A 25064-nucleotide genomic window follows, 5' to 3' on the forward strand; every position below is an offset into this window, starting at 1 on the left:
CCCTCGGTGACGGGGCTCGACGGCCCCAGAGTCTTGACACGCGTTCATGATCTGGAACGGGCTCTCCGTGGAGAGACCGGTCCGTAGGGCTTCCACGGTACCTGAGCCCGCGCCCATACGGTACGTCGCCCGCAGGACGGGCGTGTGCGCGGGTCCCGCGAGGCGCCCTTTCCTCGCTGGTCACCGGCGATTTTAACCACTTATCGGGGAACGACCCGCCGACGGAAGTGAGAGTTCTCTCCAACCGGCCCGCCGACGGGTACCCGACGGAGGCGGAAGGTCAGCGTCCGGCGCCGGCCGCGATCGCGTCGGCCATCCGCTGCTCGGCGATCCGGTCGGCCGCGGCGGCGGGCGGAATCCCGTCCTCATTCGCACGTGCGAAGATCGAAAGCGTGGTGTCGAAGATCTTCGCGGCCTTCGCGCGGCACCGCTCGAAGTCGAAGCCGTGCAGCTCGTCGGCGACCTGGATCACGCCGCCCGCGTTCACCACGTAGTCCGGTGCGTAGAGGATTCCGCGGTCCGCGAGGTCCTTCTCGACACCGGGGTGCGCCAGCTGGTTGTTGGCGGCACCGCAGACCGCCCGCGCGGTGAGCACGGGAACGGTGTCGTCGTTCAGCGCGCCGCCGAGCGCGCAGGGCGCGTAGACGTCGAGCCCTTCGAGCCGGATCAGCTTCTCCGTGTCGGCGACGGCCCGTACGGACGGGTGCCGCTCGGTGATCCGCGCCACCGCGTCCTGCCGCACGTCCGTGATCACGACCTCGGCGCCGTCCTCCAGCAGGTGCTCCACCAGGTGGTGGCCGACCTTGCCGACGCCCGCGACGCCGACCGTCCGGCCGCGCAGCGACGGCTCGCCCCACAGGTGCCGCGCCGAGGCCCGCATCCCCTGGAAGACGCCGAACGCGGTGAGCACCGAGGAGTCGCCGGCGCCGCCGTTCTCGGGCGAACGGCCGGTCGTCCAGCGGCACTCGCGCGCGACGACGTCCATGTCCGCCACGTACGTGCCGACGTCGCACGCGGTCACGTACCGCCCGCCGAGCGAGGCCACGGCGCGCCCGTACGCCAGCAGCAGCTCCTCGGTCTTGTCGCGCTGCGGGTCACCGATGATCACCGCCTTCCCGCCGCCGTGGTCGAGCCCGGCCATGGCGTTCTTGTACGACATCCCGCGCGCGAGGTTCAGCGCGTCGGCGACGGCCTCCTCGTCGCTCGCGTACGGGTAGAAGCGCGTACCGCCCAGGGCGGGGCCCAGGGCGGTGGAGTGGAGGGCGATGACGGCCTTGAGGCCGGTGGCGCGGTCCTGGCAGAGCACGACCTGCTCGTGGCCGCCCTGGTCCGAGCGGAACAGGGTGTGCAGGACGCCGTCGTTTGCGTCGGTCACGGTGGTGACTCCCGGTCGAGTAGCGGCGATGGAAACGGTGCCCGTGCGGGTGGCGGGCCTCCGTGGGCACGAGAGTAGGGCCTGGGCGCATCCGCCATCCGCGCAGTGGTCAGGATCACCCCCTCGCGGAGTACGGTCACAGTGTCCCGTGCGACGATTTGCAGGGTTTTCCGGCCCGTTCGTGTGCGGATTCCATGGGTTTTCCGCCAGGCCCGCGGGGGAGGGAGCAAGCGTGCCCCAGGTGTCCTCGGTGATCGTCCCCTACGCCTCCTACCTCCGCGTGTACGAACCGCTGGCCGCCTTCCCCGAGCCGGAGCGCGGCCACTGGGCCCGCTACGCCGAACGCTCCGACCTGCCCACGTACCAGGACGAACTGCGGCGCTCCCTGGCCGACTTGCTGCCCACCCCGCCGGTCCCGGTGCCGGTGCACGAGAGCGGCGACGCCTTCGTCGTCGACGTGGACGGCGTGCTGTGCGTGTGCCCCTGGCGCACCCGGCTGCGCGGCTGGCAGGCGCTCGGCGAGCTCGCCGAGGAGCTGCCGGCGTCCGTCCTGGACGCCGTCCTGCCGCCGGTCGTGCGCCACCAGGCGACGCGGGACCACGAGCGCTGGGCGGCCCGCAACCCCGACGCCCGCCCCTGGATCCGCACCTCGACCTGGCAGGTCCCGCTGACCTGGTTCGTCCTGGTCTCCGACGAGGAGCGCACGTACGACAAGGGGGCGGGGACCCCGGACGGCGAGCCGCCCGTGCTGCGCTACCGGACGCCGATGGTGCAGGCGCGGCGGCGCGTGGCGCGGGGCCTGCGCACCCTCAGGGACACGGTCGACGAGGGGCCGCTGATCGACGGCCTGGTGGACGTGGGCCGCTGGCTGGAGGAGTTCCACCCCCGCTCGCTGGTGGAGCTCGACTACGGCGGCCTGGTGCACGTCCTGCCGCCGGGCCAGCTCGACGGCGACCACTCGGCGGCCGACGTGGCCGAGGGGATCGAGGCGCTGCGCACCGGGGACGGCGAGGGCGCCGCGCGGGCGTACGCGCGCCTGGTGGAGCGGTGGCGCTCGGTGCGCGAGCGACGCTCCGCGAACTGACGGGGCGTAAGATTCCCCTGTCCCCTTTCTGAGGCCAGAGGTTCACGGCACGCTTACAGTTCCTGGAGCGGGCGTCGGTGACCCGATGGGACGTAGGTCCCGATCCGGTCCTATGTACGCAAGCGTGACGGACTGCACGTGACAAGCGTCTTGCGTCTTACGCCCCCCCTCATGCCAAAATAGGACAAGGAGTCCGGGGAGGACTCCATCCGCTCTCTTATGAGTGGAATCTCCGCATTGCACGCTATGGGGGGTCTGGTGACTCCTGATCGTCCTGTGACTGATCGTCACAGTGGCGTGACTGTCCGCTATGGCATGGTCCATCGGCTTCCGTCGCTGATGAACACCTGGGAGGGCAATTCCATCGGTTTGGCCGACGCGGCTGGACAGATGGTGTAGTTGTAGTGCCGAGGACAAGCCGTTCGTCCTATAACCGACTCGACTCGCGTCCGCCATTTCGGGCAACGCGGGTCAAGGTGCAGAATTTAGAGGAAAGAACCGAGAAGGTTCGGTTCTCCCGAGGAGGCCGCTCATGACCGCTCGCACCCCTGATGCCGAGCCGCTGCTGACCCCGGCTGAGGTCGCCACGATGTTCCGCGTCGACCCGAAGACGGTCACGCGGTGGGCGAAGGCCGGCAAGCTCACGTCGATCCGTACGCTCGGCGGGCACCGCCGCTACCGCGAGGCGGAGGTCCGCGCTCTGCTCGCGGGCATCCCCCAGCAGCGCAGCGAGGCCTGACAACCGCATATCAGGGCATTTCGGCAGGCCCCCAACCCGGCCGGAACGCCCGCACCACAGCTCCAAGCGACGCGGGGCCTGCCCCAACAGGACCCACGCCCACTCCACTTGCACGACTGATCAGGGTGCGTCGTAGATCGCGCTGGACTCCGCCGGGTCCAGCGCGATCTTTTTTGTGCCCGCCACGAGGGGCCTACGGGTCGTCCGTGTGCGGCCTTGTCGGAGTCGGGGGAGGTCTGTCGGATCTCCTGTGGAAGGCCTCCGGGAGTAGTGCAATTGCACATATTAAATTGACCCGTTGTAGGTCGTGCGTAAGTACCGCACCTCTGAAAACTTATGCGGTGACTCCCGTCACACAGTCGAGAGTGCCGTGATCGCGACGTACGGCAGCGGAGGGCGGGTTCACGGGCGGCGGGGGTACGCCCGGACGGAAGATCCGCAGAGGGGCCGCAGAGGGGCCGCAGAGGGGCCGCAGAGGGCCCGCAGGGGCGTTCCGGGGGGCTTGCGAGCCGCGTTGCCGGTCCCTGGAGGGAGCGTTCAGACCTCGGAGGGGATCTCGTCGGCGGAGGCACCGCCGGCGCCCTCGGCGTCGTGCGCGGACTCCATGGCCAGCCGCAGAAGGCGGTGACAGACGGGGCAGCGGCGCGTCAGGTGGCGGTACCCGCCGGAGGCGGCCGACAAGTGGGCGCGGAGCAGAGCGCGCGTCTCGTGCCTGCCGGACGTCGTCATACGCCACCTCCGCGGGGTCATCACCCTTTTTATTGAGGTACCGGCGGAATGTGACGCCGTCAAGGGAACGGGCGCCGACGGGCCCGGCCGCCGTTCGCGCGCGCGGACGCGTGGAAGGTTCCGCGCGAACATGCGGAAGGCCCGCTTCCGAAACGGAAGCGGGCCTTCTGATCACTGCGGTCCTGACGGGATTTGAACCCGCGGCCTCCACCTTGACAGGGTGGCGAGCACTCCAAACTGCTCCACAGGACCTGGAGCACCTCTCGGTCTCCGGGAGACCGGCGAGGTTTCGCGGCGCGAACCGTGCGGTGCGCTGCGAGAAGGACTGTACAGGAGGGTGGGCCCGGTGGTCGAACTCACCCTCCGTGCACGGTCCGTCACGGTGCTGCCGCGTCGATCGCCTTCACGATGCGTTTGTCGGAGACGGGGTACGCCGTCCCCAGCGCGTGCGCGAAGTAGCTGACGCGCAGCTCCTCGATCATCCAGCGGATGTCCAGCACCTGCTGGGGCACCGGCCGCCCCTGCGGCAGTCGCTCCAGGAGCCAGGCGTACTCGTCCTGCATCTCGTGGACCTTCTCCATGCGCGTGGTGTCGCGCTGCACGGCCGTCGGCATCTGCTGCAGCCGGCGGTCCGCGGCGACGAGGTAGCGCATCAGGTGCGGCAGCCGGCCCAGTCCGGCCTCGGTGACGAAGCCCGGCCTCACCAGGGCGTCCAGCTGCGTGCGCACGTCCGTCAGGTTCGCCAGCAGGGCGGGGCTGCGGACGGCCTTCAGGCGGCGCTCACAGGCCTGCCAGGCGGCCAGGACCTGCTGCACCTGCCCGACCGTGCGCACGGTCGTGTCGACGATCTCCGCGCGCACCTTGTCGTACAGCTTGCGGTACGACTCCTCGTCCCACGCCGGGCCGCCGAAGTCGGCGATCAGCTTGTCCGCCGCCGCCATGGCGCAGTCGTCGAACAGCGCCTGGATCGACCCGTGCGGATTCGCCGACAGCGCCAGCTTCTGGGCGTTCGTCAGCTTCTCGGACGCGAACTTGGCCGGGTTCACCGGGATGTTGCGCAGGATCAGCCGGCGGGTGCCCTTCCACATCGCCTGCTGCTGCTCGGCCTCGGTGTCGAAGAGCCGTACGGAGACGGTGTCGCCGTCGTCCACCAGCGCCGGGAAGGCCTTGACCGGCTGGCCCGCCCGCCGCGTCTCGAAGACGCGGGTGAGCGCGCCGATCGTCCAGTCCGTCAGGCCCGTGCGCTCCAGCGACTCCCCGCCCGTGCGCTCGGCGGTGGCCGCCGCGGCCTGCGAGATGGCCTTGCGCGCCCTGGGCTTGAGCCGGAGCTTCAGCGCCTGGAGGTCCTTGTCCTCGGCGAGCTTGCGGCGCCGCTCGTCGACGATCCGGAAGGTGATCTTCAGGTGGTCGGGGACCTTGGACCAGTCGAAGTCGTCGGCGGTGAACGGCACGCCCACCATCCGCTTCAGTTCCCGCGCCATGGCGGCGGTCAGCGGCTCCTGCGAGGGCGCCGTGCCCTCCAGGAACCGCTTCGCGAAGTTCGGCGCGGGCACGTAGTTGCGCCGGATCGGCTTCGGCAGGGAGCGGATCAGCTCCGTGACGACCTCCTCGCGCAGGCCCGGGATCTGCCAGTCGAAGCCCTCCTCCGTCACCTGGTTCAGCACCTGGAGCGGGATGTGGACCGTGACGCCGTCCGCGTCCGCGCCCGGCTCGAACTGGTAGGTCACCCGGAACTTCAGCCGGCCCTGGCGCCAGGAGTCCGGGTAGTCGTCCTTGCTGACGTCGCCCGCGCGCTCGTTGATGAGCATCGACCGCTCGAAGTCGAGCAGTTCGGGCTCCTCGCGGTGCTTGTGCTTCCACCAGGAGTCGAAGTGCGCGCCGGACACGACGTGCTCGGGCACCCGCTGGTCGTAGAAGTCGAACAGCGTCTCGTCGTCGACGAGGATGTCCCGGCGCCGCGCCCGGTGCTCCAGCTCCTCCACCTCGGTGAGCAGCCTGCGGTTGTCGGCGAAGAACTTGTGGTGCGTGCGCCAGTCGCCCTCGACGAGGGCGTTGCGGATGAACAGCTCGCGGGAGACCTCCGGGTCGACGCGCCCGTAGTTCACCTTGCGCTGCGCCACGATCGGCACGCCGTACAGCGTGACCTTCTCGTACGCCACCACCGCCGCCTGGTCCTTCTCCCAGTGCGGCTCGCTGTAGGTGCGCTTGAGCAGGTGGCCGGCCAGCGGCTCCACCCACTCCGGCTCGATCCTCGCGTTGACGCGGGCCCACAGGCGGGAGGTCTCCACCAGCTCGGCGGACATCACGAACCGCGGCGGCTTCCTGAACAGCGCCGAACCGGGGAAGATCGCGAACTTGGCGTTCCGCGCCCCCAGGTACTCGTTGCGGCCGCCGTCCTTGCGCGCGCCCGCGCCCTGGTCCTTGGACTCCTTCACGTCCTTCATGCCGACGTGCGAGAGCAGACCGGCCAGCAGGGAGACGTGGACGCTCTGGTCGGGCGCGTCCTCCTCGTTCGGCTGGATGCCCATCTGCTTGGCCACCGTGCGCAGCTGGGCGTAGATGTCCTGCCACTCGCGGATGCGCAGGAAGTTCAGGTACTCCTGTTTGCACATGCGGCGGAACGAGGACGAGCCGCGCTCCTTCTGCTGCTCGCGGATGTACCGCCACAGGTTCAGGAAGGCGAGGAAGTCGCTGCTCTCGTCCTTGAAGCGGGCGTGCTGCTGGTCCGCCTGCGCCTGCTTGTCGGCGGGCCGCTCGCGCGGGTCCTGGATGGACAGCGCGGCCGCGATCACCATGACCTCGCGCACGCAGCCGTTCTTGTCCGCCTCCAGGACCATGCGGGCCAGACGCGGGTCCACGGGCAGCTGCGCCAGCTTGCGGCCGGTCGGCGTGAGCCGCTTGCGGACGTCCTTCTCCGCCGGGTCGAGGGCGTTCAGCTCATGGAGGAGCTGCACGCCGTCGCGGATGTTGCGGTGGTCCGGCGGGTCGATGAAGGGGAACTTCTCGATGTCGCCGAGGCCGGCCGCGGTCATCTGCAGGATGACGGAGGCCAGGTTCGTCCGGAGGATCTCCGCGTCCGTGAACTCCGGCCGGGCGAGGAAGTCCTCCTCGCTGTAGAGCCGGATGCAGATGCCGTCGCTGGTGCGGCCGCAGCGTCCCTTGCGCTGGTTGGCGCTGGCCTGCGAGATCGGCTCGATCGGCAGCCGCTGCACCTTGGTGCGGTGGCTGTAGCGGGAGATGCGCGCGGTGCCCGGGTCGATGACGTACTTGATGCCCGGGACGGTCAGCGAGGTCTCGGCGACGTTCGTGGCCAGCACGATGCGGCGACCCGTGTGCGGCTGGAAGACGCGGTGCTGCTCGGCGTGCGACAGCCGCGCGTACAGCGGCAGCACCTCGGTGAACCGGTAGTTCTTCTTGTTCAGCGCGTCCGCGGTGTCGCGGATCTCCCGCTCGCCGGAGAGGAAGACGAGGATGTCGCCCTTGCCCTCGGCCATCAGCTCCTCGACGGCGTCGGTGATCGCGGTGATCTGGTCCCGGTCGGTGTCCTCGGAGTCCTCCTCGAGGAGCGGCCGGTACCGCACCTCCACGGGGTACGTACGGCCGCTGACCTCGATGATCGGGGCGTCGCCGAAGTGCCGCGAGAACCGCTCGGGGTCGATGGTGGCCGACGTGACGACGACCTTCAGGTCCGGGCGCTTCGGCAGCAGCTGGGCCAGGTAGCCCAGCAGGAAGTCGATGTTCAGCGACCGCTCGTGCGCCTCGTCGATGATGATCGTGTCGTACGCGCGCAGCTCGCGGTCCGTCTGGATCTCGGCGAGCAGGATGCCGTCCGTCATCAGCTTGACGAAGGTGTCCTGGCCGACCTGGTCGGTGAAGCGGACCTTCCAGCCGACGGCCTCGCCCAGCGGGGTGTCCAGCTCGTCGGCGACGCGCTCGGCGACCGTGCGGGCGGCGATGCGGCGGGGCTGGGTGTGCCCGATCATGCCGCGCACGCCGCGCCCCAGCTCCAGGCAGATCTTCGGGATCTGCGTCGTCTTCCCGGAACCGGTCTCACCGGCCACGATCACGACCTGGTGGTCGCGGATGGCCGCGGCGATCTCGTCCTTCTTCTGGCTGACGGGCAGCTGCTCGGGGTACGTGATTTCGGGCAGGCGGCCGCGCCGCTCGGCCATCCGCTCCTCGGCGCGCGCGACCTCGGCCTCGATCTCGGCGAGGACGGCGGCCCGGGCCTCGGGCTTGCGGATCTTTCGTGCTCCCTCGAGCCGGCGGCCGAGGCGATGGGCGTCACGCAGGGACAACTCGGCGAGACGCGGAGCGAGAGCGCCCAGGGCGGGGGCAGGATGCGTAGACATACGCGTTCCAGGATCTCACCTCGCGGAAAGAAGGGGCGAACGGTTTTGGACCGGGCCCGATGCGGTGCTCGGTATGCCCCGATCCGGGGTGACCGCGTACGTACGACGTCGATCCGGGATGTAACGGACGTATGCGTGTTTTAGCGTGCTCTTATGTCGCAGACGCCCGAAGAGCCGCAACAGTCCGCAGGACCGACGCCGGAGACGTCCGGGGGGCTGCCGACGCCCGAGGGGGCGGCGTCGGCCGGAGGGACGGTGCCGCCCGCGGGACGGACGCCGGCCGGCGGGCCGACGGGGGCCGAGGGAGCAGGGACGGGCGGAGGACCCGCGATGCCCGAAGGGCCGGCGGGGGCGACGACACCTGGGGGGGAGACGGAGGCCGGAGGACCCGCGATGTCCGAAAGGCCGGCGGAGGCCGGAGGCCCGGCGGGCTCCGAGGGGCTGCCGGTGACCGGGAGGCCGCAGGGGTCCGGGGGACCAGAGGCGTCCGACGGGGTGACAGCGGCGGGAGGGACCGGGACGCCCGAAGGGGCGACGACGTCTGAGGGGGCGAGGCCGGCCGGAGGAGCGACGCCGGCCGGCGGGGCGAAGGCGGCCGGAAGCGCTGCGGGGGGCGGAGGAGCGCGGCCCCGTGCGGCGCATGCGCCGCACGGGGAGCACGGACGGCCGCCGACCTGGTCCGACCGCTGGACCGGCTTCAAGAAGTCGCCGTTCTTCCCGGCGACGGTGCTGGTGTTCATCCTGGCCGTGGCGGCGGGGCTCTTCGCGGCCTCGTACACGTACGCCATGGCCAGCCCGACCCCGCACCACATGCCGACCGGCGTGACCGGGCAGTACGACGAGGCGCGCGGCAAGGAGTTCGTCGGCGCGATGGAGAAGGCGCTGGGCGCGGAGCTGGACCTGAGGCCCTACGGCTCCCGGGAGGCGGCCCGGCACGCCCTCGACGAGCAGCAGATCTTCGCGGTGCTGGACGTCCGCGACGGCGGGGACCGCGTCGACCTGGACATCTCCAGCGCCTCCGGGTACACCGTCGCCCAGGTCTTCACCTCGGCGGCGGCCCCGGTGAGCAAGGCGACCGGCGTCCCCGTGGCGGTCCAGGACCGGCACCCCCTGCAGAGCGGCGACCCGCGCGGACTGACGATCTTCTACATCTCGCTCGCCGCCGTGATCATCGGCTTCGTCGGGGCGATCCAGCTGAGCGTGCACGCGCGCGGCCTCGACCCGGCCGAGCGGATCGCGTTCACGATCGTGTACTCCCTGCTGGGCGGGTTCGTGATCGCGGCGGTCGTGGACTGGTGGCTGGGCGCGATCGACCTGCCGTTCGTGGAGTCCTGGCTGATCCTCGCGCTGACGATGTTCAGCTGCGGCATGGTCTTCACGATGTTCAACACGTTCTTCCACCGCTGGGCGATGATCCCGACCTGGGGCCTGCTGGTGCTCCTCGGCAACCCCGCCTCCGGCGGCGCGGTCGCCTGGCCGCTGCTGCCCACGGTGATCGGCCGGATCGGCCAGTACCTGCCGCCCGGAGCCTCGGTCAACGCCCAGCACACGGCGGTCTACTTCCAGGGCCACCAGCACGCCGAGCCCTTCCTGGTGCTCGCCTGCTGGGCCCTGGTGTCGTGCGCGGCCTTCTGGTTCTGGCGCCACCGTCACCCGGGCGGCCGCGGGACGCAGCCGCTGCACGCGGCACCGGTCTGACCGGGGAGGCGCATTCCGGTGCCGGACCGGTGCCGGGAACGCCGCAGGCCCCGTCCGAGGACGGGGCCTGCACTGGTGGCTGGGGCCGGGGTCGAACCGGCGACCTTCCGCTTTTCAGGCGGACGCTCGTACCAACTGAGCTACCCAGCCACGAGACCCGGTGAGGGGTCTCAGCGGTCCTGACGGGATTTGAACCCGCGGCCTCCACCTTGACAGGGTGGCGAGCACTCCAAACTGCTCCACAGGACCAAGCTGTTGTGTGTGAACAGTGTCGCACACGATCTTGCGTGCCCCCAACGGGATTCGAACCCGTGCTACCGCCTTGAAAGGGCGGCGTCCTAGGCCGCTAGACGATGAGGGCGAACAGCCTGTACCGCTCTGCTTCGTCTTCGCGTTCCCGCAGGGGACGTGAGAAGCATGTGACTCCGCTTCACCTCGATGAGATGAAGCTTCTCTCTCGCTTCGACGGAAGCTCAAGACGGTCAAGCCCTGACCGGTGCCCTTGGGCACGAACAGACTGTACTACGTGGCCAGGACGCGGACCAAACCGGATACGGAGGCGGCTCAGGGCTGGTTCTCCTTCGGCAGATGCCGGCTGACCTCGGCCGTCGTCAGGCCCAGACCGCCCAGTTCGATCTCGTCCCAGGCCTGCAGCCGGCGGGTGTCCCGGTCCAGGTAGAGGACCGAGGCCTGCACCGGGTCGGGGTGCTTGCCCTCGACCGCGCGCAGCCCGCTGCCGCCCGTCGAGCCCTCGACGCGCAGCCGGGTGCCGTACTTCAGGATCTCCGTCTCCTCGTGGTGGATGTGCCCGGCCAGGACCAGCGGGACCTCGCCGTCCGTCTGGCGGGCCGCCGTCGGGTTGTGCGCGACGGCGATGTCGACCGGCGTGCCGGCCGCCTTCTGGTCGCGCAGCGCCGAGGCCAGGCGGACCCCCGCCAGCTCCTCCGAGGCGTCGCCGCCCGGCTTCGCCGAGCGGTCCGGCGTGTACTGGGGGTCGCCGGTGCCCGCGAAGCGCAGGCCCGCGACCGACACGGCCCGCCCCTCGTCCAGGACGTGCACGTTCTTCATGCGCGCCAGGTAGCGCTGGGTGGTCTTCGAGTCGTGGTTGCCGCGCACCCACACGTACGGGGCGCCGAGGTCGGCGATCGGGTCCAGGAAGCCGTTCTCGGCCGCGCTGCCGTGGTCCATGGTGTCGCCGGAGTCGACGATCACGTCGATGTCGTACTGCTCCACGAGCGAGGCGATGATCTTCCAGCTCGCCGGGTTCAGGTGGATGTCGGAGACGTGCAGGACGCGGATCGTGGAGGGGTCCGGCCGGTAGGCGGGGAGGGTGGACGTGACGTCGTAGAGCTTGGTCACGTTCGTCACCAGGCGGGCCAGCTCCTTCTGGTAGACGTCGAACTCGCTGACGATGCTGCGGGCGTTGCCGACGACGGAGGGCGCCGAGGACAGCAGGCCGGAGAACTTCGGCTCCAGGACGGAGTTCGCGTTCCAGGTGGCGAAGGCCGTGGCGCCGGAGACGGTGAGCAGGGTGAGGGCGAGGCCCCCGGCGGCCAGGGCGCGGCGCGGCCTGCGGTAGACCGCGAGGCCGAGCGCGGACGCGCCGACGACGACGGCCGCGCAGGAGCGCAGGGCGACGTCCAGCGCGCCGCGCTCGACGTCGCGGGTGACCTCGTCCTGCAGGCCGGAGATGCGCTCGGGGTGGTCGACCAGCGCCTGGGAGCGGGCCGGGTCCAGCCGGTCGACGTCGACGTCCAGCCGGATGGGCGCGTGGTGGCTGTCGAGCTCCAGCGCGCCCAGCGGCGAGACGTTGATCTTCGTACCGCCCGCCAGGGACGGGCGCAGCGTCATGGTGGTGTCCATGGGGCCGACCGGCACGCGGACGTTGCCCACGACCAGCAGGCCCAGCCAGGCGCCGAGCAGCACGACGGCCACGAGGCCGAGGGCGCGGGCGTAGGGGTGCGGCTGGTGGACGAGCTGGACGGTGGGGCGGGCCCGGCGCCCGCGGTAGTGGCGCAGGAGGGCGCGCGAGGCATGGCGTGCGCGGTGCGGGAGGGCTGCGAGGACGCGGACCATTGGTCCCGTATGCCCAAGCGCGCGGACGGATATGCGGACGCGCCTCCCGGTCCGGTGGCGTGGACACCGCGCCGACGTGCGGTTTCGGGGCGCGGGTGGGCACGAGGGGCGTACGGGGGCGGGCGGTGGGCCGGACGCCCGGAATCCGGAGGGCACCCGGACGGCGTACGGCGGGGCGGCGCGGCGGACGGGGGACTCCCGGAGGGAGCGTGCGGGGCGGGGCGGTTCCCGGCGCCGTGCCCGGGACGCCGTGCCCGACAATGGCTGCGTGCTGGAGATGACGCGCGAGGAGTTCGAGGAACTGGTCGCCGAGGCGCTCGACCGGATCCCGCCGGAGCTGACACGGCTGATGGACAACGTGGCGGTGTTCGTCGAGGACGAGCCGCCGGCGGACGACCCCGAGCTGCTCGGGCTCTACGAGGGGACCCCGCTGACGGACCGCGGCGAGTGGTACGCGGGCGTCCTGCCGGACCGGATCACCGTCTACCGGGGTCCGACCCTGCGGATGTGCGAGACGCGGGAGGACGTGGTGGCGGAGACCGAGGTGACCGTCGTCCACGAGATCGCCCACCACTTCGGCATCGACGACGAACGGCTGCACGCGCTCGGCTACGGCTGAGCGCGCCCCGGTCGCGGGCGGACGCGCCCGGCCGAGGACGAACGCGCCCGGCGCGGGCGGGCCGGCGGCGTGTCCTCGCGCGGGCGGCGGGAGTTGGGAGAGGGGGAGTCAGCTCTCCGCATCCCTTTCCCTCTTCCGTGCACTCCTGTGCACCGCCCCCGGAGGTGGCCGCCCGTGCGTCCCGTGTACGTACCCGTCCGTCTGGCCGCCGCGGCCCTGGCCGTCGCCGCGGCCTCCGGCTGCGTGAGCGTGGGGAACGACGAGGGGGGCGGGGCCCGGCCGGCGCACCCCGCCGGGCAGCGGGGCGGTGCGGTGCCGGACGGCGGTTCGGCGGTGACCGGCGGCGGGCCCGGGTACCGCGGGACGAGCGACGGCAAGCGGGCCACCGCGCAGGACGGCGTGTCCGCGCCCGGGCCGGCCTCGTCGCCGAGGGCCGGGAAGGACCCCTCCGCGTCCGCCTCACGGCCGGCGGGGCCGGACCGCGGCGACGGCGGCGACGGCGGTGCCGGTCCGTCGGAGAGGCCCTCCACCGCGGGGCCGCGGCCCGCCCCCACCCGTACGGCGCCGTCGTCCACGTCGGCGGGGGAGTCGCCGTCGCCGTCCCCGGACCCGACGGTCGCGGAGCCGTCCTCCTCGGCGCACGAGGAGACGACGCCCCAGCTGGCGCAGCGCCGCGAACCGGCGCCGCGGGCGGGGGCGCCGGCGTAGCGCCGGACACCGCCACGGCCGCGACCGGCGCCGCCGCGGCGCTGGCTGCGGCTATGGTTGCGGCTGCGGGCGCGGACCGGAGCCGTTCGCGTCCGGCCCCGCGAACGGAACCGGACGGACGGGAATGGAACCGGCGCAGGGCCTGTTGGAAGAACCACGCACCACTCCCGGGCAGCGTCGCGGACGGATCCGCGAACCGCTCGCGGAGCGCCTGTGACCTGCGGGTCCGCGGCCGGTTTGCCTTCCTGGGCAGAGGGTGCGTATGGTAGTAGATCGTTTGATCCCATTTGCCCGGCGCCACCGCAGAGCGCGCCGTGTGGCGCGTACTCTCCTTTGCCGTGGCTGACTGCATAGAGGCGGTCGAATCGCGAGAACACGGAGTTGACGGGCGCGTGCCGACGAGACTCCGGAAGGTTTCGCATTCGCATGTCCATTTCCAGTACTGATCACGTCGTCGTGCCCGAGAACAGCGGGGACGAGGCCGTCGAGACCGCCGCCGCGGCTCCCGAGGCCCCCGAGACCACCTTCGCCGACCTCGGCCTCCCCGAGGGCGTCGTGCGCAAGCTCGCGCAGAACGGCGTGACCACCCCCTTCCCGATCCAGGCCGCGACCATCCCGGACGCCCTGGCCGGCAAGGACATCCTCGGCCGCGGCCGCACCGGCTCCGGCAAGACGCTCTCCTTCGGTCTGCCGACCCTGGCCTCGCTGGCCGGCGGCCACACCGAGAAGAAGAAGCCCCGCGCCGTCATCCTCACCCCGACCCGCGAACTCGCGATGCAGGTCGCGGACGCCCTCCAGCCGTACGGCGACGTCCTGGGCCTGCGGATGAAGGTCGTCTGCGGCGGTACGTCGATGGGCAACCAGATCTACGCCCTGGAGCGCGGCGTCGACGTCCTCGTCGCCACCCCGGGCCGGCTGCGCGACATCATCAACCGCGGCGCCTGCTCGCTGGAGAACGTCCAGATCGCCGTCCTCGACGAGGCCGACCAGATGTCGGACCTGGGCTTCCTGCCCGAGGTCACCGAGCTGCTCGACCAGGTCCCGGCCGGCGGCCAGCGGATGCTCTTCTCCGCGACCATGGAGAACGAGATCGCGACGCTCGTCGAGCGCTACCTGAACGACCCGGTCTCGCACGAGGTCGACGCCGCCCAGGGCGCCGTGACGACCATGTCGCACCACATCCTCATCGTGAAGCCCAAGGACAAGGCGCCGGTCACCGCCGCGATCGCCTCCCGCAAGGGCCGCACGATCATCTTCGTCCGCACCCAGCTGGGCGCCGACCGCGTCGCCGAGCAGCTGCGCGACGCGGGCGTGAAGGCGGACGCGCTGCACGGCGGCATGACGCAGGGCGCGCGCACGCGGACCCTGGCCGACTTCAAGGACGGGTACGTCAACGTCCTCGTCGCGACCGACGTCGCCGCGCGCGGCATCCACGTCGACGGCATCGACCTGGTGCTGAACGTGGACCCGGCCGGCGACCACAAGGACTACCTGCACCGCTCCGGCCGCACGGCCCGCGCGGGCCGGTCCGGCACCGTCGTCTCGCTGTCCCTGCCGCACCAGCGCCGGCAGATCTTCCGGCTGATGGAGGACGCGGGCGTCGACGCCACGCGCCACATCATCCAGGGCGGCGCCGCCTTCGACCCCGAGGTCGCCGAGATCACCGGCGCCCGGTCGATGACCGAGGTCCAGGCCGAGTCCGCGGGCAACGCCGCCCAGCAGGCCGAGCGCGAGGTCGCCCAGCTCACCAAGCAGCTGGAGCGCGCGCAGCGGCGTGCGGCGGAGCTGCGCGAGGAGGCCGACCGGCTGATCGCGCGGGCCGCCCGCGAGCGGGGCGATGACCCGGAGGCCGCGCTGGCCGAGGCCGCCGCCGTCGTGGAGGCCGCCGCCGAGGCAGCGGCCGTCTCGCTGCCGGAGCAGCCGGGCGAGCGGGACACCGCGGGCACGGCGCCGGAGCGCGAGGAGCGGGGCCAGGGCTCGTACGAGCGCCGCGACCGTCGTGACAACGACCGGGGTGACCGCGGCTTCCGTCGCGACGACCGCCGTGACGGCGACCGCGGCGGCTTCAACCGCGACCGTGACCGTGGCTTCGAGCGCCGTGACAACGACCGTGGCGGCTTCCGCCGGGACGACCGCCGCGACGGCGACCGTGGCGGCCGTGGCTTCGAGCGCCGCGACGACCGAGGCGGCTTCCGCCGGGACGACCGTCGTGACAACGACCGTCGTGACAACGACCGGGGTGACCGCGGCTTCCGTCGCGACGACCGCCGTGACGGCGACCGCGGCGGTTTCAACCGCGACCGTGACCGTGGCTTCGAGCGCCGTGACAGCGACCGTGGCGGCTTCCGCCGGGACGACCGCCGTGACGGCGACCGTGGCGGCTTCAACCGGGACCGTGACCGTGGTTTCGAGCGCCGTGACAGCGACCGTGGCGGCTTCCGCCGGGACGACCGCGGCTCCCGCGGCTTCGACCGCCGGGACGACCGGGGCGGCCACCGCGGCAACGACCGCCCGTTCAACCGCGACCGCCAGGGCGACCGCCCCTCGGGCGGCTACCGCTCCGGCAACCACGACCGCCCGTACGGCCGTCGTGACGACCACCGCGGTTCGTCCTCCTTCGGCCGCCGCGAGGACAAGCCGCGCTGGAAGCGCAACGGCTGACCGGGACCGCACCCGGTAAGGCCGCACCCGGAGGGCCCGGACGATCCGATCGTCCGGGCCCTCCGGCGTTCCCGCCCCGCCGGTCCCGGTGCCGGCGACGGCTCCGACGAGTCGCCGGGGCACTGAGGAGCGGAGCCCGGACCGCCCGACTGCGTGCTTACGCGGCGGCCGGCCGACCGTGGCACCCCTGTCACGCGGGGCCTTCCCCCGGCCGAAGGGAGACCCCGCACGGGTGCATGGCGCCGTCGTGCCCAGGGCATTGCTGGGGGCATGACAGATGACGCGCGAGCGGGTGGGCTGTCGGACGAAGAGCGGCTCGCCCAGCTCGGTTACACACAGGTGCTCGCCCGCCGCATGTCGGCGTTCTCCAACTACGCGGTCTCCTTCACGATCATCTCCGTCCTCTCCGGCTGCCTGACCCTGTACCTGTTCGGGATGAACACCGGCGGGCCCGCCGTGATCACCTGGGGCTGGGTCGGGGTCGGGCTGATGACCCTGTTCGTCGGGCTCGCGATGGCCGAGATCTGCTCGGCGTACCCGACCTCGGCCGGTCTGTACTTCTGGGCGCACCGGCTGGCGCCGCCCCGCACCGCGGCGGCCTGGGCCTGGTTCACGGGCTGGTTCAACGTGCTCGGACAGGTCGCCGTGACCGCCGGGATCGACTTCGGCGCGGCCTCGTTCCTCGGGGCGTACCTGAACCTGCAGTTCGGCTTCGAGGTGACGCCGGGGCGCACGATCCTGCTGTTCGCGGGCATCCTCGTGCTGCACGGACTGCTCAACACCTTCGGCGTCCGCATCGTCGGGCTGCTCAACGGCGTCAGCGTCTGGTGGCACGTCCTCGGCGTCGCGGTCATCGTCGGCGCGCTGGCGTTCGTGCCCGACCACCACCGGCCGGCGTCGTTCGTCTTCACGCACTTCGTGAACAACACCGGCTGGGGCAGCTCCGTGTACGTGGTGCTGCTGGGCCTGCTGATGGCGCAGTACACCTTCACCGGGTACGACGCCTCGGCGCACATGACCGAGGAGACGCGGGACGCGGCGACGGCGGGCCCGAAGGGCATCGTGCGCTCGATCTGGACCTCGTGGATCGCCGGGTTCGTGCTGCTGCTCGGCTTCACCTTCGCGATCCGGTCCTACGACGCGGCGCTGGAGTCGCCGACCGGCGCGCCGCCCGCGCAGATCCTGCTCGACGCGCTCGGCGCGACCGCCGGCAAGCTGCTGCTGCTCGTCGTGATCGGCGCGCAGCTGTTCTGCGGCATGGCGTCGGTGACGGCCAACAGCCGCATGATCTACGCCTTCTCGCGCGACGGCGCGCTGCCGTTCTCGCGGGTGTGGTGCACGGTCAGCCCACGTACGCGCACCCCGGTCGCGGCGGTCTGGCTGGCGGCGGTGGGCGCGCTGGTGCTGGGCCTGCCGTACCTGATCAACGTCACGGCGTACGCGGCGGTGACCTCGATCGCCGTCATCGGCCTCTACATCGCCTACGTCGTGCCGACGCTGCTGCGGCTGCGCAAGGGGGAGGCCTTCGAGCGCGGGCCGTGGCACCTGGGCCGCTGGTCCCGCGCGATCGGCGTGGTGGCGGTCGGGTGGGTCGTCGTCATCACGGTCCTCTTCATGCTGCCGCAGGTGTCACCGGTGACGTGGGAGACCTTCAACTACGCCCCGGTCGCCGTCCTGGTGGTGCTGGGAACCGCCGCGGCCTGGTGGTTCGCGTCGGCCAGGCACTGGTTCCTCGATCCCGGCCACGAGCGCACCCGCGCCCGCGAGCGGGCCCGTGCGAACGCGCCGGAACCCGTCGATCCGTGACGCCCGCCGAGGCCCGACGCGGCCGGGTCCCCGATACCCGATCGGATCCCCGGCCACGTCGGGCTATGCTCGGGGTGGCACATCGCCAGGGGGCCCTTAGCTCAATTGGCAGAGCAGTGGACTTTTAATCCATTGGTTGTGGGTTCGAGTCCCACAGGGCCTACGGAGGAGGCCCGGACCGGAAGCCCTTCCGGTCCGGGCCTCCAGCGCGTTCGCGGCCCGACGCGACCCGGGCGGCACCGGCGCGGTGCTCCGCGCGTCCCGTCCCGCCCCACGGCCCGTCCCGCCCCACGACTCGGCCCGCGTACGGGCCGGTCCGGCGTACGGGTCCGTCCGCCGTGCGACTCAGCCCGCCGTGCGGCCCGCCGCTCCCACCACTTCCGCCGCTCCCACCCCTTCCGCCGTCCCCGGCGCGCCCGCCGTCTCCATACGCTCCGTCAGGGCCGGGAGCGGCAGCGTGTGTTCCGTCTGGAGGACCTTCGCGCGCAGGTAGCGGACGTTGTGCGGGGTGGTGAACACGCCCGTCGGGACCCGGTCGCGCACCGTCATGCCGAGGTCGCGCAGCTGACCGGCCTTGTCGGGGTTGTTGGAGAGCAGGTCCAGTTCGCGGATGCCCAGGGCGGTCAGCATCTGCGCCGCCGCCGTGTAGTCGCGGGCGTCCTCGGGGAGGCCGAGCGCGGTGTTCGCGGCGTAGGTGTCGAGGCCCTTGTCCTGGAGGGCGTACGCGTCGAGCTTGTTGTAGAGGCCGATGCCGCGGCCCTCCTGGCGGAGGTAGAGGAGCACGCCGCCGCGCCCGGCGATCCGCTCCACCGCCTCGCGCAGCTGGGGGCCGCAGTCGCAGCGGGCCGAGCCGAAGACGTCACCGGTCAGGCACTCGGAGTGCAGCCGCACCAGCGGGACCGCGCCGGGGGCGGGGTCGCCGAGCACGACGGCCACGTGCTCCCGGCCGTCGGCCAGGCCGTGGAAGGTGACCAGCTCGGCGTCGACGGCGTACCCGTCGTGGAAGCGCAGCGGGACCCGGACGCGTGCGCGCGGGGTGGCGGCGGGGATGTCGGACATGCGGGTCCTCCGGTTCGAGCGGGGGTGCGGGCGTGTTTCAGTTTTGAAGCACCTACCGGGACGTGACTCTACGCTTGCTTTAAAGTTCAAGCAACGAATTCCGGCGCTTCCCGGGCGGGTCAGAAGTCCTCGCGCGGCGGTGCCACCGGAGACGGCGGCCCCGGCTCCGTGCCTGCCTCCGCCGGCTCCGGGCACGCCGCTGCCGAGGGCGTCGAGCGGCGGCGCCACGGCAGGCTCTCCGCCGTCCGGGGGCCGTCTCCCTGGATCGCCCGCGCGATGCCGTCGCAGATCTCCTCCAGCTGGCCCACCTGCTCCGGCGTGAGGTGGTCGAAGACGGCCGCGCGGACCGTCTCGACATGGCCCGGCGCCGTACGCCGCACCAGGTCGAACCCGGCCTCCGTGAGCACCGCGGTGCTGCCGCGCCCGTCCGCCGCGCACCCCTCGCGGCGTACCGAGCCGTCCTTCTCCAGCCGCCCCACGGCGTACGTCAGCCGGCTGCGCGTGATCTTCAGCTGCTCGGCGAGGTCGGTCATCCGCAGCCGGTGGCCCGGCGTCTCCGAGAGCGTGGCCAGCACGGAGTAGTAGAGGTGCGGCATGCGCGCCTCCCGCTGGAGCCCGCGGTCGATGACGTCCTCCAGGAGCAGGGACGCGGCGCGGTACGCCCGCCAGGCACGCTGTTCCCCGGGGCTGAGCCAGCGCGGCGTCGTGTCTCCGGTCATACGGCCAGTCTAGGTATTGTTCAAAAGTTGAATCACTCAGGTGAGCGGAGAGTGCGTTCCATGCCCCACCCCTACGTGCTGCTGTCCGCGGCCGTCTCGCTCGACGGCTGCCTGGACGACACCGGGCCCGGCCGGCTGCTGCTCTCCGGGCCCGCCGACTTCGACCGCGTCGACGGGGTGCGGGCGGAGTCGGACGCCATCCTGATCGGCGCGGGCACCCTGCGCACGGACAACCCCCGGCTGCTGGTCAACTCGCCCGGGCGGCGCGCGGCCCGGGTGGCCGAGGGGCGGCCGGAGTACCCGCTGAAGGTCACCGTCACGGCCTCCGGCGACCTCGACCCGGACGCGCCCTTCTGGCACACCGGCGGCGAGAAGGCCGTCTACACGACCGACAGGGCCGCGAAGTCGCTGAGCGGCCTGGCCGCCGACGTCGTCCCGGTCGGCCCCGAGCTCGACTGGCGCGCCATCCTGGAGCACCTCCACGACGTGCGCGGCGTCCGGCGGCTCATGGTGGAGGGCGGCGGCCGCGTGCACACGCAGCTCCTCGCCCAGGGCCTCGCGGACGAACTCCAGCTCGCCGTCGCCCCGCTCGTCGTGGGCGAGCCGCACGCGCCCCGCCTCTTCGGGCCGGGGGAGTACCCGGGCGGCCCGCGCGCCCGGATGCGGCTGGTGGAGACGCGTCCCGTCGGGGACGTCGTCCTCATGCGGTACGTGCCCACCGCCCCCGGCACCGGGGACCGGGCCTCCGCCGCCGACCGGCGCTGGCTGGAGCTGGCCTGCGAGCTGGCCGCGCAGTGCCCGCCCTCGGAGACCGCGTTCAGCGTGGGCGCCGTCGTCGTCGCGGCCGACGGCACGGAGCTCGCCCGGGGGTACTCCCGCGAGACCGACCCCGTGCGGCACGCCGAGGAGACCGCGCTCGCGCGGATCGACCCCGCCGATCCGCGGCTGTCCGGGGCCACCGTCTACAGCAGTCTGGAGCCGTGCGCCCGCCGCGCCTCCCGCCCCAGGCCCTGTGCCCGGCTGATCCTCGACGCGGGCGTGCGCCGGGTGGTCACCGCCTGGCGGGAGCCCGACACGTTCGTCACGGCCGCCGACGGCAGCGGGGTGCTGAGGGCGGGCGGCGCCGACGTCGTCGTCCTGCCGGAGTTCGAGGAGCGGGCGGTCGCGCCCAACCGCCGGCTGCTGGGCTGAGCCGGGGCCCGCCCGCCTGCCCGGGCGGGCCGGACCGGTCCGCGGCACGCGGAAGCGGCACCGCGTGGAAACCCGTGTGCGGTGCACTCCCCGCATGACGTACACTGGTTTCACCGACGCGGGGTGGAGCAGCTCGGTAGCTCGCTGGGCTCATAACCCAGAGGTCGCAGGTTCAAATCCTGTCCCCGCTACTGAAGGCCGAGGGCCGGAATCTTCCGAGATTCCGGCCCTCGGTGCGTGTACGGGCCTTGAGCCCGCGGGCACGGCGCATGCCCGGTGCACGGGGGCACGGCCCTTCGGCGGCTCCCGTGGTCCCCCGGGGCCCCACGCGTCAGGGCCGCCGCCCCTCCGCCGTCACCCGGCCGGTCCCGTCCGGCTCGCCCGCCGCCGTCCGTGCGGGAAACCTGGACGGACCGTGGTGCGGACTGGGCAGGAGACGAGCGGTGGGGCCTGGAGACGGTCGTCAGGACGAGGGGCCGTACGCCCGGGCGGGGGGACGCCTGCCGGGGGACCCCGCCCCCGACCCCGGTCTGGGCGACGACCCGCCGCCCGTGCCGCCGCGGCAGGCGGAGGCGCGGCGCGCGCCGGCCGCGCAGAGGCTCGTCCGGCCGCTGCCCGCGCTGCTGATCGCGGCCGGGATCGCCTACGACCACTTCACCCCGCAGGACTTCACCGCGGCGCCCTTCTTCACGGCGGCGCCGCTCGCCGCCGCGTCCCTGTACTCGCTGCGCGCCACCCTGCGCACCGGGGTCGCGGCCGTCTTCGCCGTCGTCCTGGTCCATCTGCAGTTCGCCCCCTCCGCGAGCGGGATCACCGAGATCGTGACCGTGGCCACGGTCGCCTTCCTGGCCTGCGTCGTCAACCGCGTCGTACGCCGTACCGGCGCACGGCTGGCCTCGGCGCGGGAGATCGCCGAGGCCGCGCAGCTGGCCGTGCTGCCCACGCCCGCCGCGCGGATCGGCGGACTGGAGATCGCGGCCCGCTACGAGGCGGCGCAGCAGGACGCGTTCATCGGCGGCGACCTGTACGCGGTGCAGGACAGCCCGCACGGCGTGCGGCTCGTCGTGGGGGACGTGCGGGGCAAGGGCATGGGCGCGGTGGCGGCGGTCGCCGTCGTGATCGGGGCGTTCCGGGAGGCCGCCGAGCAGGAGGCCACTCTGGAGGCGGTGGCGCAGCGGCTGGAGCGGGCGCTCGCGCGGGAGGGCACCCGGCGCGACGGCCTCGACGCCTTCGAGGGGTTCACCACGGCCCTGCTCGCCGAGTTCCCGCACGGCGCGGGCGCCGTCCGGGTCGTGAACCGGGGCCATCCGCCGCCGCTGCTGCTGGAGTCCGACGGAACGCTGCGCGTGCTGGCCGGACCCGAGGCCGCGCTGCCCCTGGGCATGGGGGAACTGGGCATCTGGCCCGACCGGGCCGTGTCGTTCCCGTTCCCCCGCGGGTCGATCCTGCTCTGCCACACGGACGGGCTCTCCGAGGCCCGCGACGCGCACGGCGCCTTCTACGACCCCGCCGCCCGGCTCGCGGGCCGGGTCTTCTCCGCCCCGGACGGACTGCTGGCCTTCGTCACCGAGCAGGTGCGCCGGCACACCGGCGGCGGCGCCGCGGACGACATGGCGATGCTCGCGGTGCGCCGGCCGTGACGCCCGGCGCCCGGTGTCACGAGCGGTAGTCGGGCGACGCCGCTGTGCATAACAACTGACGAACAGTCAGTTGACGCGATGTTTATGGGGTGGAGCCGACTCGCCCGGATATGAGACTCGAAGTCGCTTTGGCCTACCCCGATTTCCCCGCCCATAACGCCGAACAGCTTGGAATCCAGCCCCCGTGTCTATTAACGTTCGATAACGCAGCGCGGTCGTCCCAGCCGTCACAAGAGGCGGCTCCGTGCGCACGCGCCGAATCCCGCAAGGGAACCGGGGAACCACCATTCCGGGGTGAATCGGGCGTCGGCCAGGTCTGGTTGACGCGCGTAGGAGACCTTCCTGCTCCGAACCCGTCAGCTAACCCGGTAGGCGAGAAGGAAGGAAAGGAGCGCGCCCACGTGGCGTCCAACCGCCCTGCCTCCGTCACCTCGTCCGCACCGGGTGAGACCGGCTCTTTCGCCTTCGGCGCCCGTCAGGACGGCGAGACCTGGGAGGAGTGGAACCCCACCGCGGAGTCCGTCCGCCCGGTCCGCGGCCGGCACCGGGTCGCCAAGCAGCGCGGGGGCGGACTCGCGCGCAGTTCCACGGTCCTCGGCGTCGGCGTCATCGCCGCCGTCGGCGCGGGCGGCATGGCCACCGCGCAGAGCGGCAAGCCGCCGGTCGCGATATCCGTGCCGGACCTGTCGGTCGCGGACCTGCCGGGCGTCGGCTCGCTGGTGGCCGACGAGAAGGAGCCGGAAGGCACCGCCACACCGCTCACCAGCGCCGGACTGACCAGCGCCGACACCGCGCAGGGCACCACCGACGCGGGCGAGGCGCTGCGGGCCCGCATCATGCTCCAGGCCGAGCAGCAGCAGGACCAGGTCGACAGCGCCTCCCAGCGGGCCGCCGAGGCCGCCGCCGCCAAGAAGGCCGCCGAGCGGGCCGCCGAGGAGCGGGAGGAGGCCGAGACCGAGGCCGCTGCCGCGAAGAAGAAGGCGGAGGAGGAGAAGAAGGCGAAGGCCGAGGCCGAGCGCCTGGCGAAGCTGGCCAAGAGCTACGCGCTGCCGACCTCCTCGTACACCATCACCTCGACGTTCGGCCAGGCCGGCTCACTGTGGTCCTCCGGGTACCACACCGGCCTCGACTTCGCGGCCCCCACCGGTACGCCGGTCAAGGCCGTCCACGGCGGCACCGTCACCGAGGCCGGCTGGGCCGGGGCCTACGGCTACCGCACGATCCTCACGCTCGACGACGGCACGGAGGTCTGGTACTGCCACCAGTCCTCGATCAACGTCAGTGTCGGGCAGAAGGTCGCCACGGGCGACCTCATCGGCCGCGTCGGCGCCACCGGCAACGTCACCGGCGCGCATCTGCACCTGGAGATCCACCCGGGCGGCGACGCCACCGGCATCGACCCGACGGCGTGGCTGCGCGGCAAGGGCCTCAACCCCTGACGGGACGCCGGACCCGGGCCCGCACGGGTGAACCGGGCCGGTCCGGGCCGGCGGCGGAATGCGTGGCCATTGCACGTATGTTGCAGTGAAGCATGACCTCACTGCGCACACTGGGCTCGTCCGGCCTCGAAGTGTTCCCCCTCTGCCTCGGCGGCAACGTCTTCGGCTGGACCGCCGACGAGAAGGAGTCCTTCGCCGTCCTCGACGCCTACACGGCCGGCGGCGGGAACTTCGTCGACACCGCCGACACCTACTCCTCCTGGGCCCCGGGCAACGAGGGCGGTGAGTCGGAGACCGTCATCGGGAACTGGCTCGCCTCCCGCGGCAACCGCTCCGGCGTCCTGATCGCCACCAAGGTCGGCGGCCACCCCCGGTACAAGGGCCTGTCCCCGGCGAACATCAGGGCCGCCGTCGACGCCTCGCTGCGCCGGCTGCGCACGGACCACATCGACCTGTACTACACGCACTTCGACGACCCCGAGGTGCCCGTCGAGGACATCGTCACCACGCTCGACGAGCTGGTGCGGGCCGGCAAGGTGCGGGCCCTCGGCGCGTCGAACATCTCCCCCGAGCGGCTCCGGGAGTCCCTCGACTTCGCCGACCGCGAGGGCCTGGCCCGCTACGTCGCCCTCCAGCCGAAGTACAACCTCGTCGAGCGCGACGGCTACGAGGGCGCGCTGCACGACGCCGCCTCCCGCGCGGGCCTCGCGGCCGTGCCCTACTACGGGCTCGCCTCGGGCTTCCTGACCGGCAAGTACCGGCCCGGCACCGAGGTCGACAGCGCGCGGGCCGGCTCGGCCGCGGCGTACCTGGAGACCGAGCGCGGGCGGCGCGTGCTGGCCGCCCTGGACGAGGTCGCCGAGGCCCACGGCGCCGCGGTCGCGTCGGTGGCCCTGGCGTGGCTGCTGTCCCGCCCGACGGTCGCGGCGCCCATCGCCTCCGCCCGCACGGCCGGCCAGCTGCCCGCCCTGCTCGCCGCCGCCGCACTGGAGCTGACGGACGAGGAGCGGGCGAAGCTGACCCGGGCCTCCGCCTGACACCGGCGCGGCCCGGGGCGCCCGGCGGGGCGCTCTAGGTCGTTTCTGATGGCTCTTGAACGGTGTCGCGGAGCCAGATGACGATGGCGGTGACGGTGAGGGTGCCGTTGAAGATGTAGTCGCGTTTGTCGT

General features: G+C 72.5%; 17 protein-coding genes, 6 tRNA genes and 1 riboswitch. Of the genes, 13 read left to right on the plus strand and 10 right to left on the minus strand.

Annotation, left to right across the window (positions count from 1 at the left end; genetic code table 11):
- Nucleotides 1-280: 280 nt before the first annotated feature.
- Entirely contained in the window at nt 281-1375 is a 1095-nt protein-coding gene (locus IE271_RS32515) for a Leu/Phe/Val dehydrogenase (RefSeq protein WP_190194084.1), read from the minus strand.
- 232 nt (nt 1376-1607) lie between these two features.
- On the opposite strand from IE271_RS32515, the gene IE271_RS32520 reads away from it, so the two are divergent.
- Together IE271_RS32520 and bldC are read left to right on the plus strand one after the other, a co-directional pair.
- Nucleotides 1608-2459, plus strand: a complete 852-nt coding sequence (locus IE271_RS32520; RefSeq protein ID WP_190194085.1) for a DUF8083 family protein — start codon at nt 1608-1610, stop codon at nt 2457-2459.
- Between the two features lie 532 nt (nt 2460-2991).
- The gene (bldC, locus tag IE271_RS32525) at nt 2992-3198 is read left to right on the plus strand and encodes a developmental transcriptional regulator BldC (protein WP_003949541.1); all 207 of its coding nucleotides are present in this window, start codon (nt 2992-2994) and stop codon (nt 3196-3198) included.
- A 537-nt stretch (nt 3199-3735) separates the two neighbouring features.
- On the opposite strand, the gene IE271_RS32530 is transcribed toward bldC, so the two are convergent.
- The 3 genes from IE271_RS32530 to hrpA all read right to left on the minus strand — a co-directional run bounded on the left by IE271_RS32530 (nt 3736) and on the right by hrpA (nt 8279).
- The gene (locus IE271_RS32530) at nt 3736-3927 is read right to left on the minus strand and encodes a DUF6274 family protein (protein ID WP_190194086.1); all 192 of its coding nucleotides are present in this window, start codon (nt 3925-3927) and stop codon (nt 3736-3738) included.
- A gap of 177 nt (nt 3928-4104) precedes the next feature.
- A tRNA-Asp gene (locus IE271_RS32535) sits at nt 4105-4179 on the minus strand.
- Nucleotides 4180-4304: 125 nt separating this feature from the next.
- Nucleotides 4305-8279, minus strand: coding sequence for an ATP-dependent RNA helicase HrpA (gene hrpA, locus IE271_RS32540; protein ID WP_190194087.1), 3975 nt, complete (start codon nt 8277-8279; stop codon nt 4305-4307).
- A gap of 726 nt (nt 8280-9005) precedes the next feature.
- Between hrpA and IE271_RS32545 the strand changes: the two genes are divergently transcribed.
- The gene (locus tag IE271_RS32545; RefSeq protein WP_229919697.1) at nt 9006-9977 is read left to right on the plus strand and encodes an ABC transporter permease; all 972 of its coding nucleotides are present in this window, start codon (nt 9006-9008) and stop codon (nt 9975-9977) included.
- 73 nt (nt 9978-10050) lie between these two features.
- Here the strand turns inward: IE271_RS32545 and IE271_RS32550 are convergent.
- The 4 genes from IE271_RS32550 to IE271_RS32565 form a co-directional block, all read right to left on the minus strand.
- Nucleotides 10051-10127 (minus strand) — tRNA-Phe (locus IE271_RS32550).
- 24 nt (nt 10128-10151) lie between these two features.
- Nucleotides 10152-10226 (minus strand) — tRNA-Asp (locus tag IE271_RS32555).
- Between the two features lie 39 nt (nt 10227-10265).
- Nucleotides 10266-10338 (minus strand) — tRNA-Glu (locus IE271_RS32560).
- Nucleotides 10339-10541: 203 nt separating this feature from the next.
- Nucleotides 10542-12053 carry a metallophosphoesterase family protein gene (locus IE271_RS32565; protein ID WP_190194088.1) on the minus strand — a complete coding sequence of 504 codons (1512 nt, stop codon included), beginning with the start codon at nt 12051-12053 and terminating at the stop codon, nt 10542-10544.
- Between the two features lie 268 nt (nt 12054-12321).
- On the opposite strand from IE271_RS32565, the gene IE271_RS32570 reads away from it, so the two are divergent.
- From IE271_RS32570 to IE271_RS32590, 5 genes are all read left to right on the plus strand, one after another.
- A complete protein-coding gene (locus IE271_RS32570) occupies nt 12322-12672 on the plus strand; it encodes a metallopeptidase family protein (RefSeq protein ID WP_190194089.1) in 351 nt (116 codons plus the stop codon).
- Between the two features lie 174 nt (nt 12673-12846).
- Entirely contained in the window at nt 12847-13380 is a 534-nt protein-coding gene (locus IE271_RS32575; protein ID WP_190194090.1) for a hypothetical protein, read from the plus strand.
- A gap of 426 nt (nt 13381-13806) precedes the next feature.
- The gene (locus IE271_RS32580) at nt 13807-16041 is read left to right on the plus strand and encodes a DEAD/DEAH box helicase (RefSeq protein ID WP_190194091.1); all 2235 of its coding nucleotides are present in this window, start codon (nt 13807-13809) and stop codon (nt 16039-16041) included.
- A gap of 270 nt (nt 16042-16311) precedes the next feature.
- Nucleotides 16312-17847: an amino acid permease gene (locus IE271_RS32585; RefSeq protein WP_190194092.1), complete on the plus strand. Its 1536-nt coding sequence runs from the start codon at nt 16312-16314 to the stop codon at nt 17845-17847.
- 90 nt (nt 17848-17937) lie between these two features.
- Nucleotides 17938-18010: transfer RNA gene (locus tag IE271_RS32590), tRNA-Lys, on the plus strand.
- A 182-nt stretch (nt 18011-18192) separates the two neighbouring features.
- On the opposite strand, the gene IE271_RS32595 is transcribed toward IE271_RS32590, so the two are convergent.
- Both IE271_RS32595 and IE271_RS32600 read right to left on the minus strand, forming a co-directional pair.
- Complete coding sequence (locus IE271_RS32595; protein ID WP_229919698.1) at nt 18193-18906, minus strand: GTP cyclohydrolase II; 714 nt, start codon at nt 18904-18906, stop codon at nt 18193-18195.
- Between the two features lie 119 nt (nt 18907-19025).
- The gene (locus IE271_RS32600) at nt 19026-19625 is read right to left on the minus strand and encodes a MarR family winged helix-turn-helix transcriptional regulator (RefSeq protein WP_190194093.1); all 600 of its coding nucleotides are present in this window, start codon (nt 19623-19625) and stop codon (nt 19026-19028) included.
- 60 nt (nt 19626-19685) lie between these two features.
- Here IE271_RS32600 and IE271_RS32605 point away from each other — a divergent pair, with 60 nt between their 5' ends.
- From IE271_RS32605 to IE271_RS32625, 5 genes are all read left to right on the plus strand, one after another.
- Nucleotides 19686-20816: a dihydrofolate reductase family protein gene (locus tag IE271_RS32605; protein WP_190194094.1), complete on the plus strand. Its 1131-nt coding sequence runs from the start codon at nt 19686-19688 to the stop codon at nt 20814-20816.
- A 117-nt stretch (nt 20817-20933) separates the two neighbouring features.
- Nucleotides 20934-21007 (plus strand) — tRNA-Met (locus tag IE271_RS32610).
- A 252-nt stretch (nt 21008-21259) separates the two neighbouring features.
- Nucleotides 21260-22456 (plus strand): PP2C family protein-serine/threonine phosphatase, encoded by a 1197-nt coding sequence (locus tag IE271_RS32615; protein ID WP_229919699.1) that lies wholly within the window; start codon nt 21260-21262, stop codon nt 22454-22456.
- Between the two features lie 243 nt (nt 22457-22699).
- A riboswitch (cyclic di-AMP (ydaO/yuaA leader) is annotated at nt 22700-22846 on the plus strand.
- Nucleotides 22847-22857: 11 nt separating this feature from the next.
- On the plus strand, nt 22858-23895 hold the full coding sequence (locus IE271_RS32620; RefSeq protein WP_229919700.1) for a M23 family metallopeptidase: 1038 nt from the start codon (nt 22858-22860) through the stop codon (nt 23893-23895).
- Nucleotides 23896-23987: 92 nt separating this feature from the next.
- Nucleotides 23988-24932, plus strand: coding sequence for an aldo/keto reductase (locus tag IE271_RS32625; protein WP_190194097.1), 945 nt, complete (start codon nt 23988-23990; stop codon nt 24930-24932).
- Nucleotides 24933-25064 lie beyond the last annotated feature (132 nt).

Source organism: Streptomyces minutiscleroticus (genome assembly GCF_014650875.1).
Classification (GTDB): Bacteria; Actinomycetota; Actinomycetes; order Streptomycetales; family Streptomycetaceae; genus Streptomyces; species Streptomyces minutiscleroticus.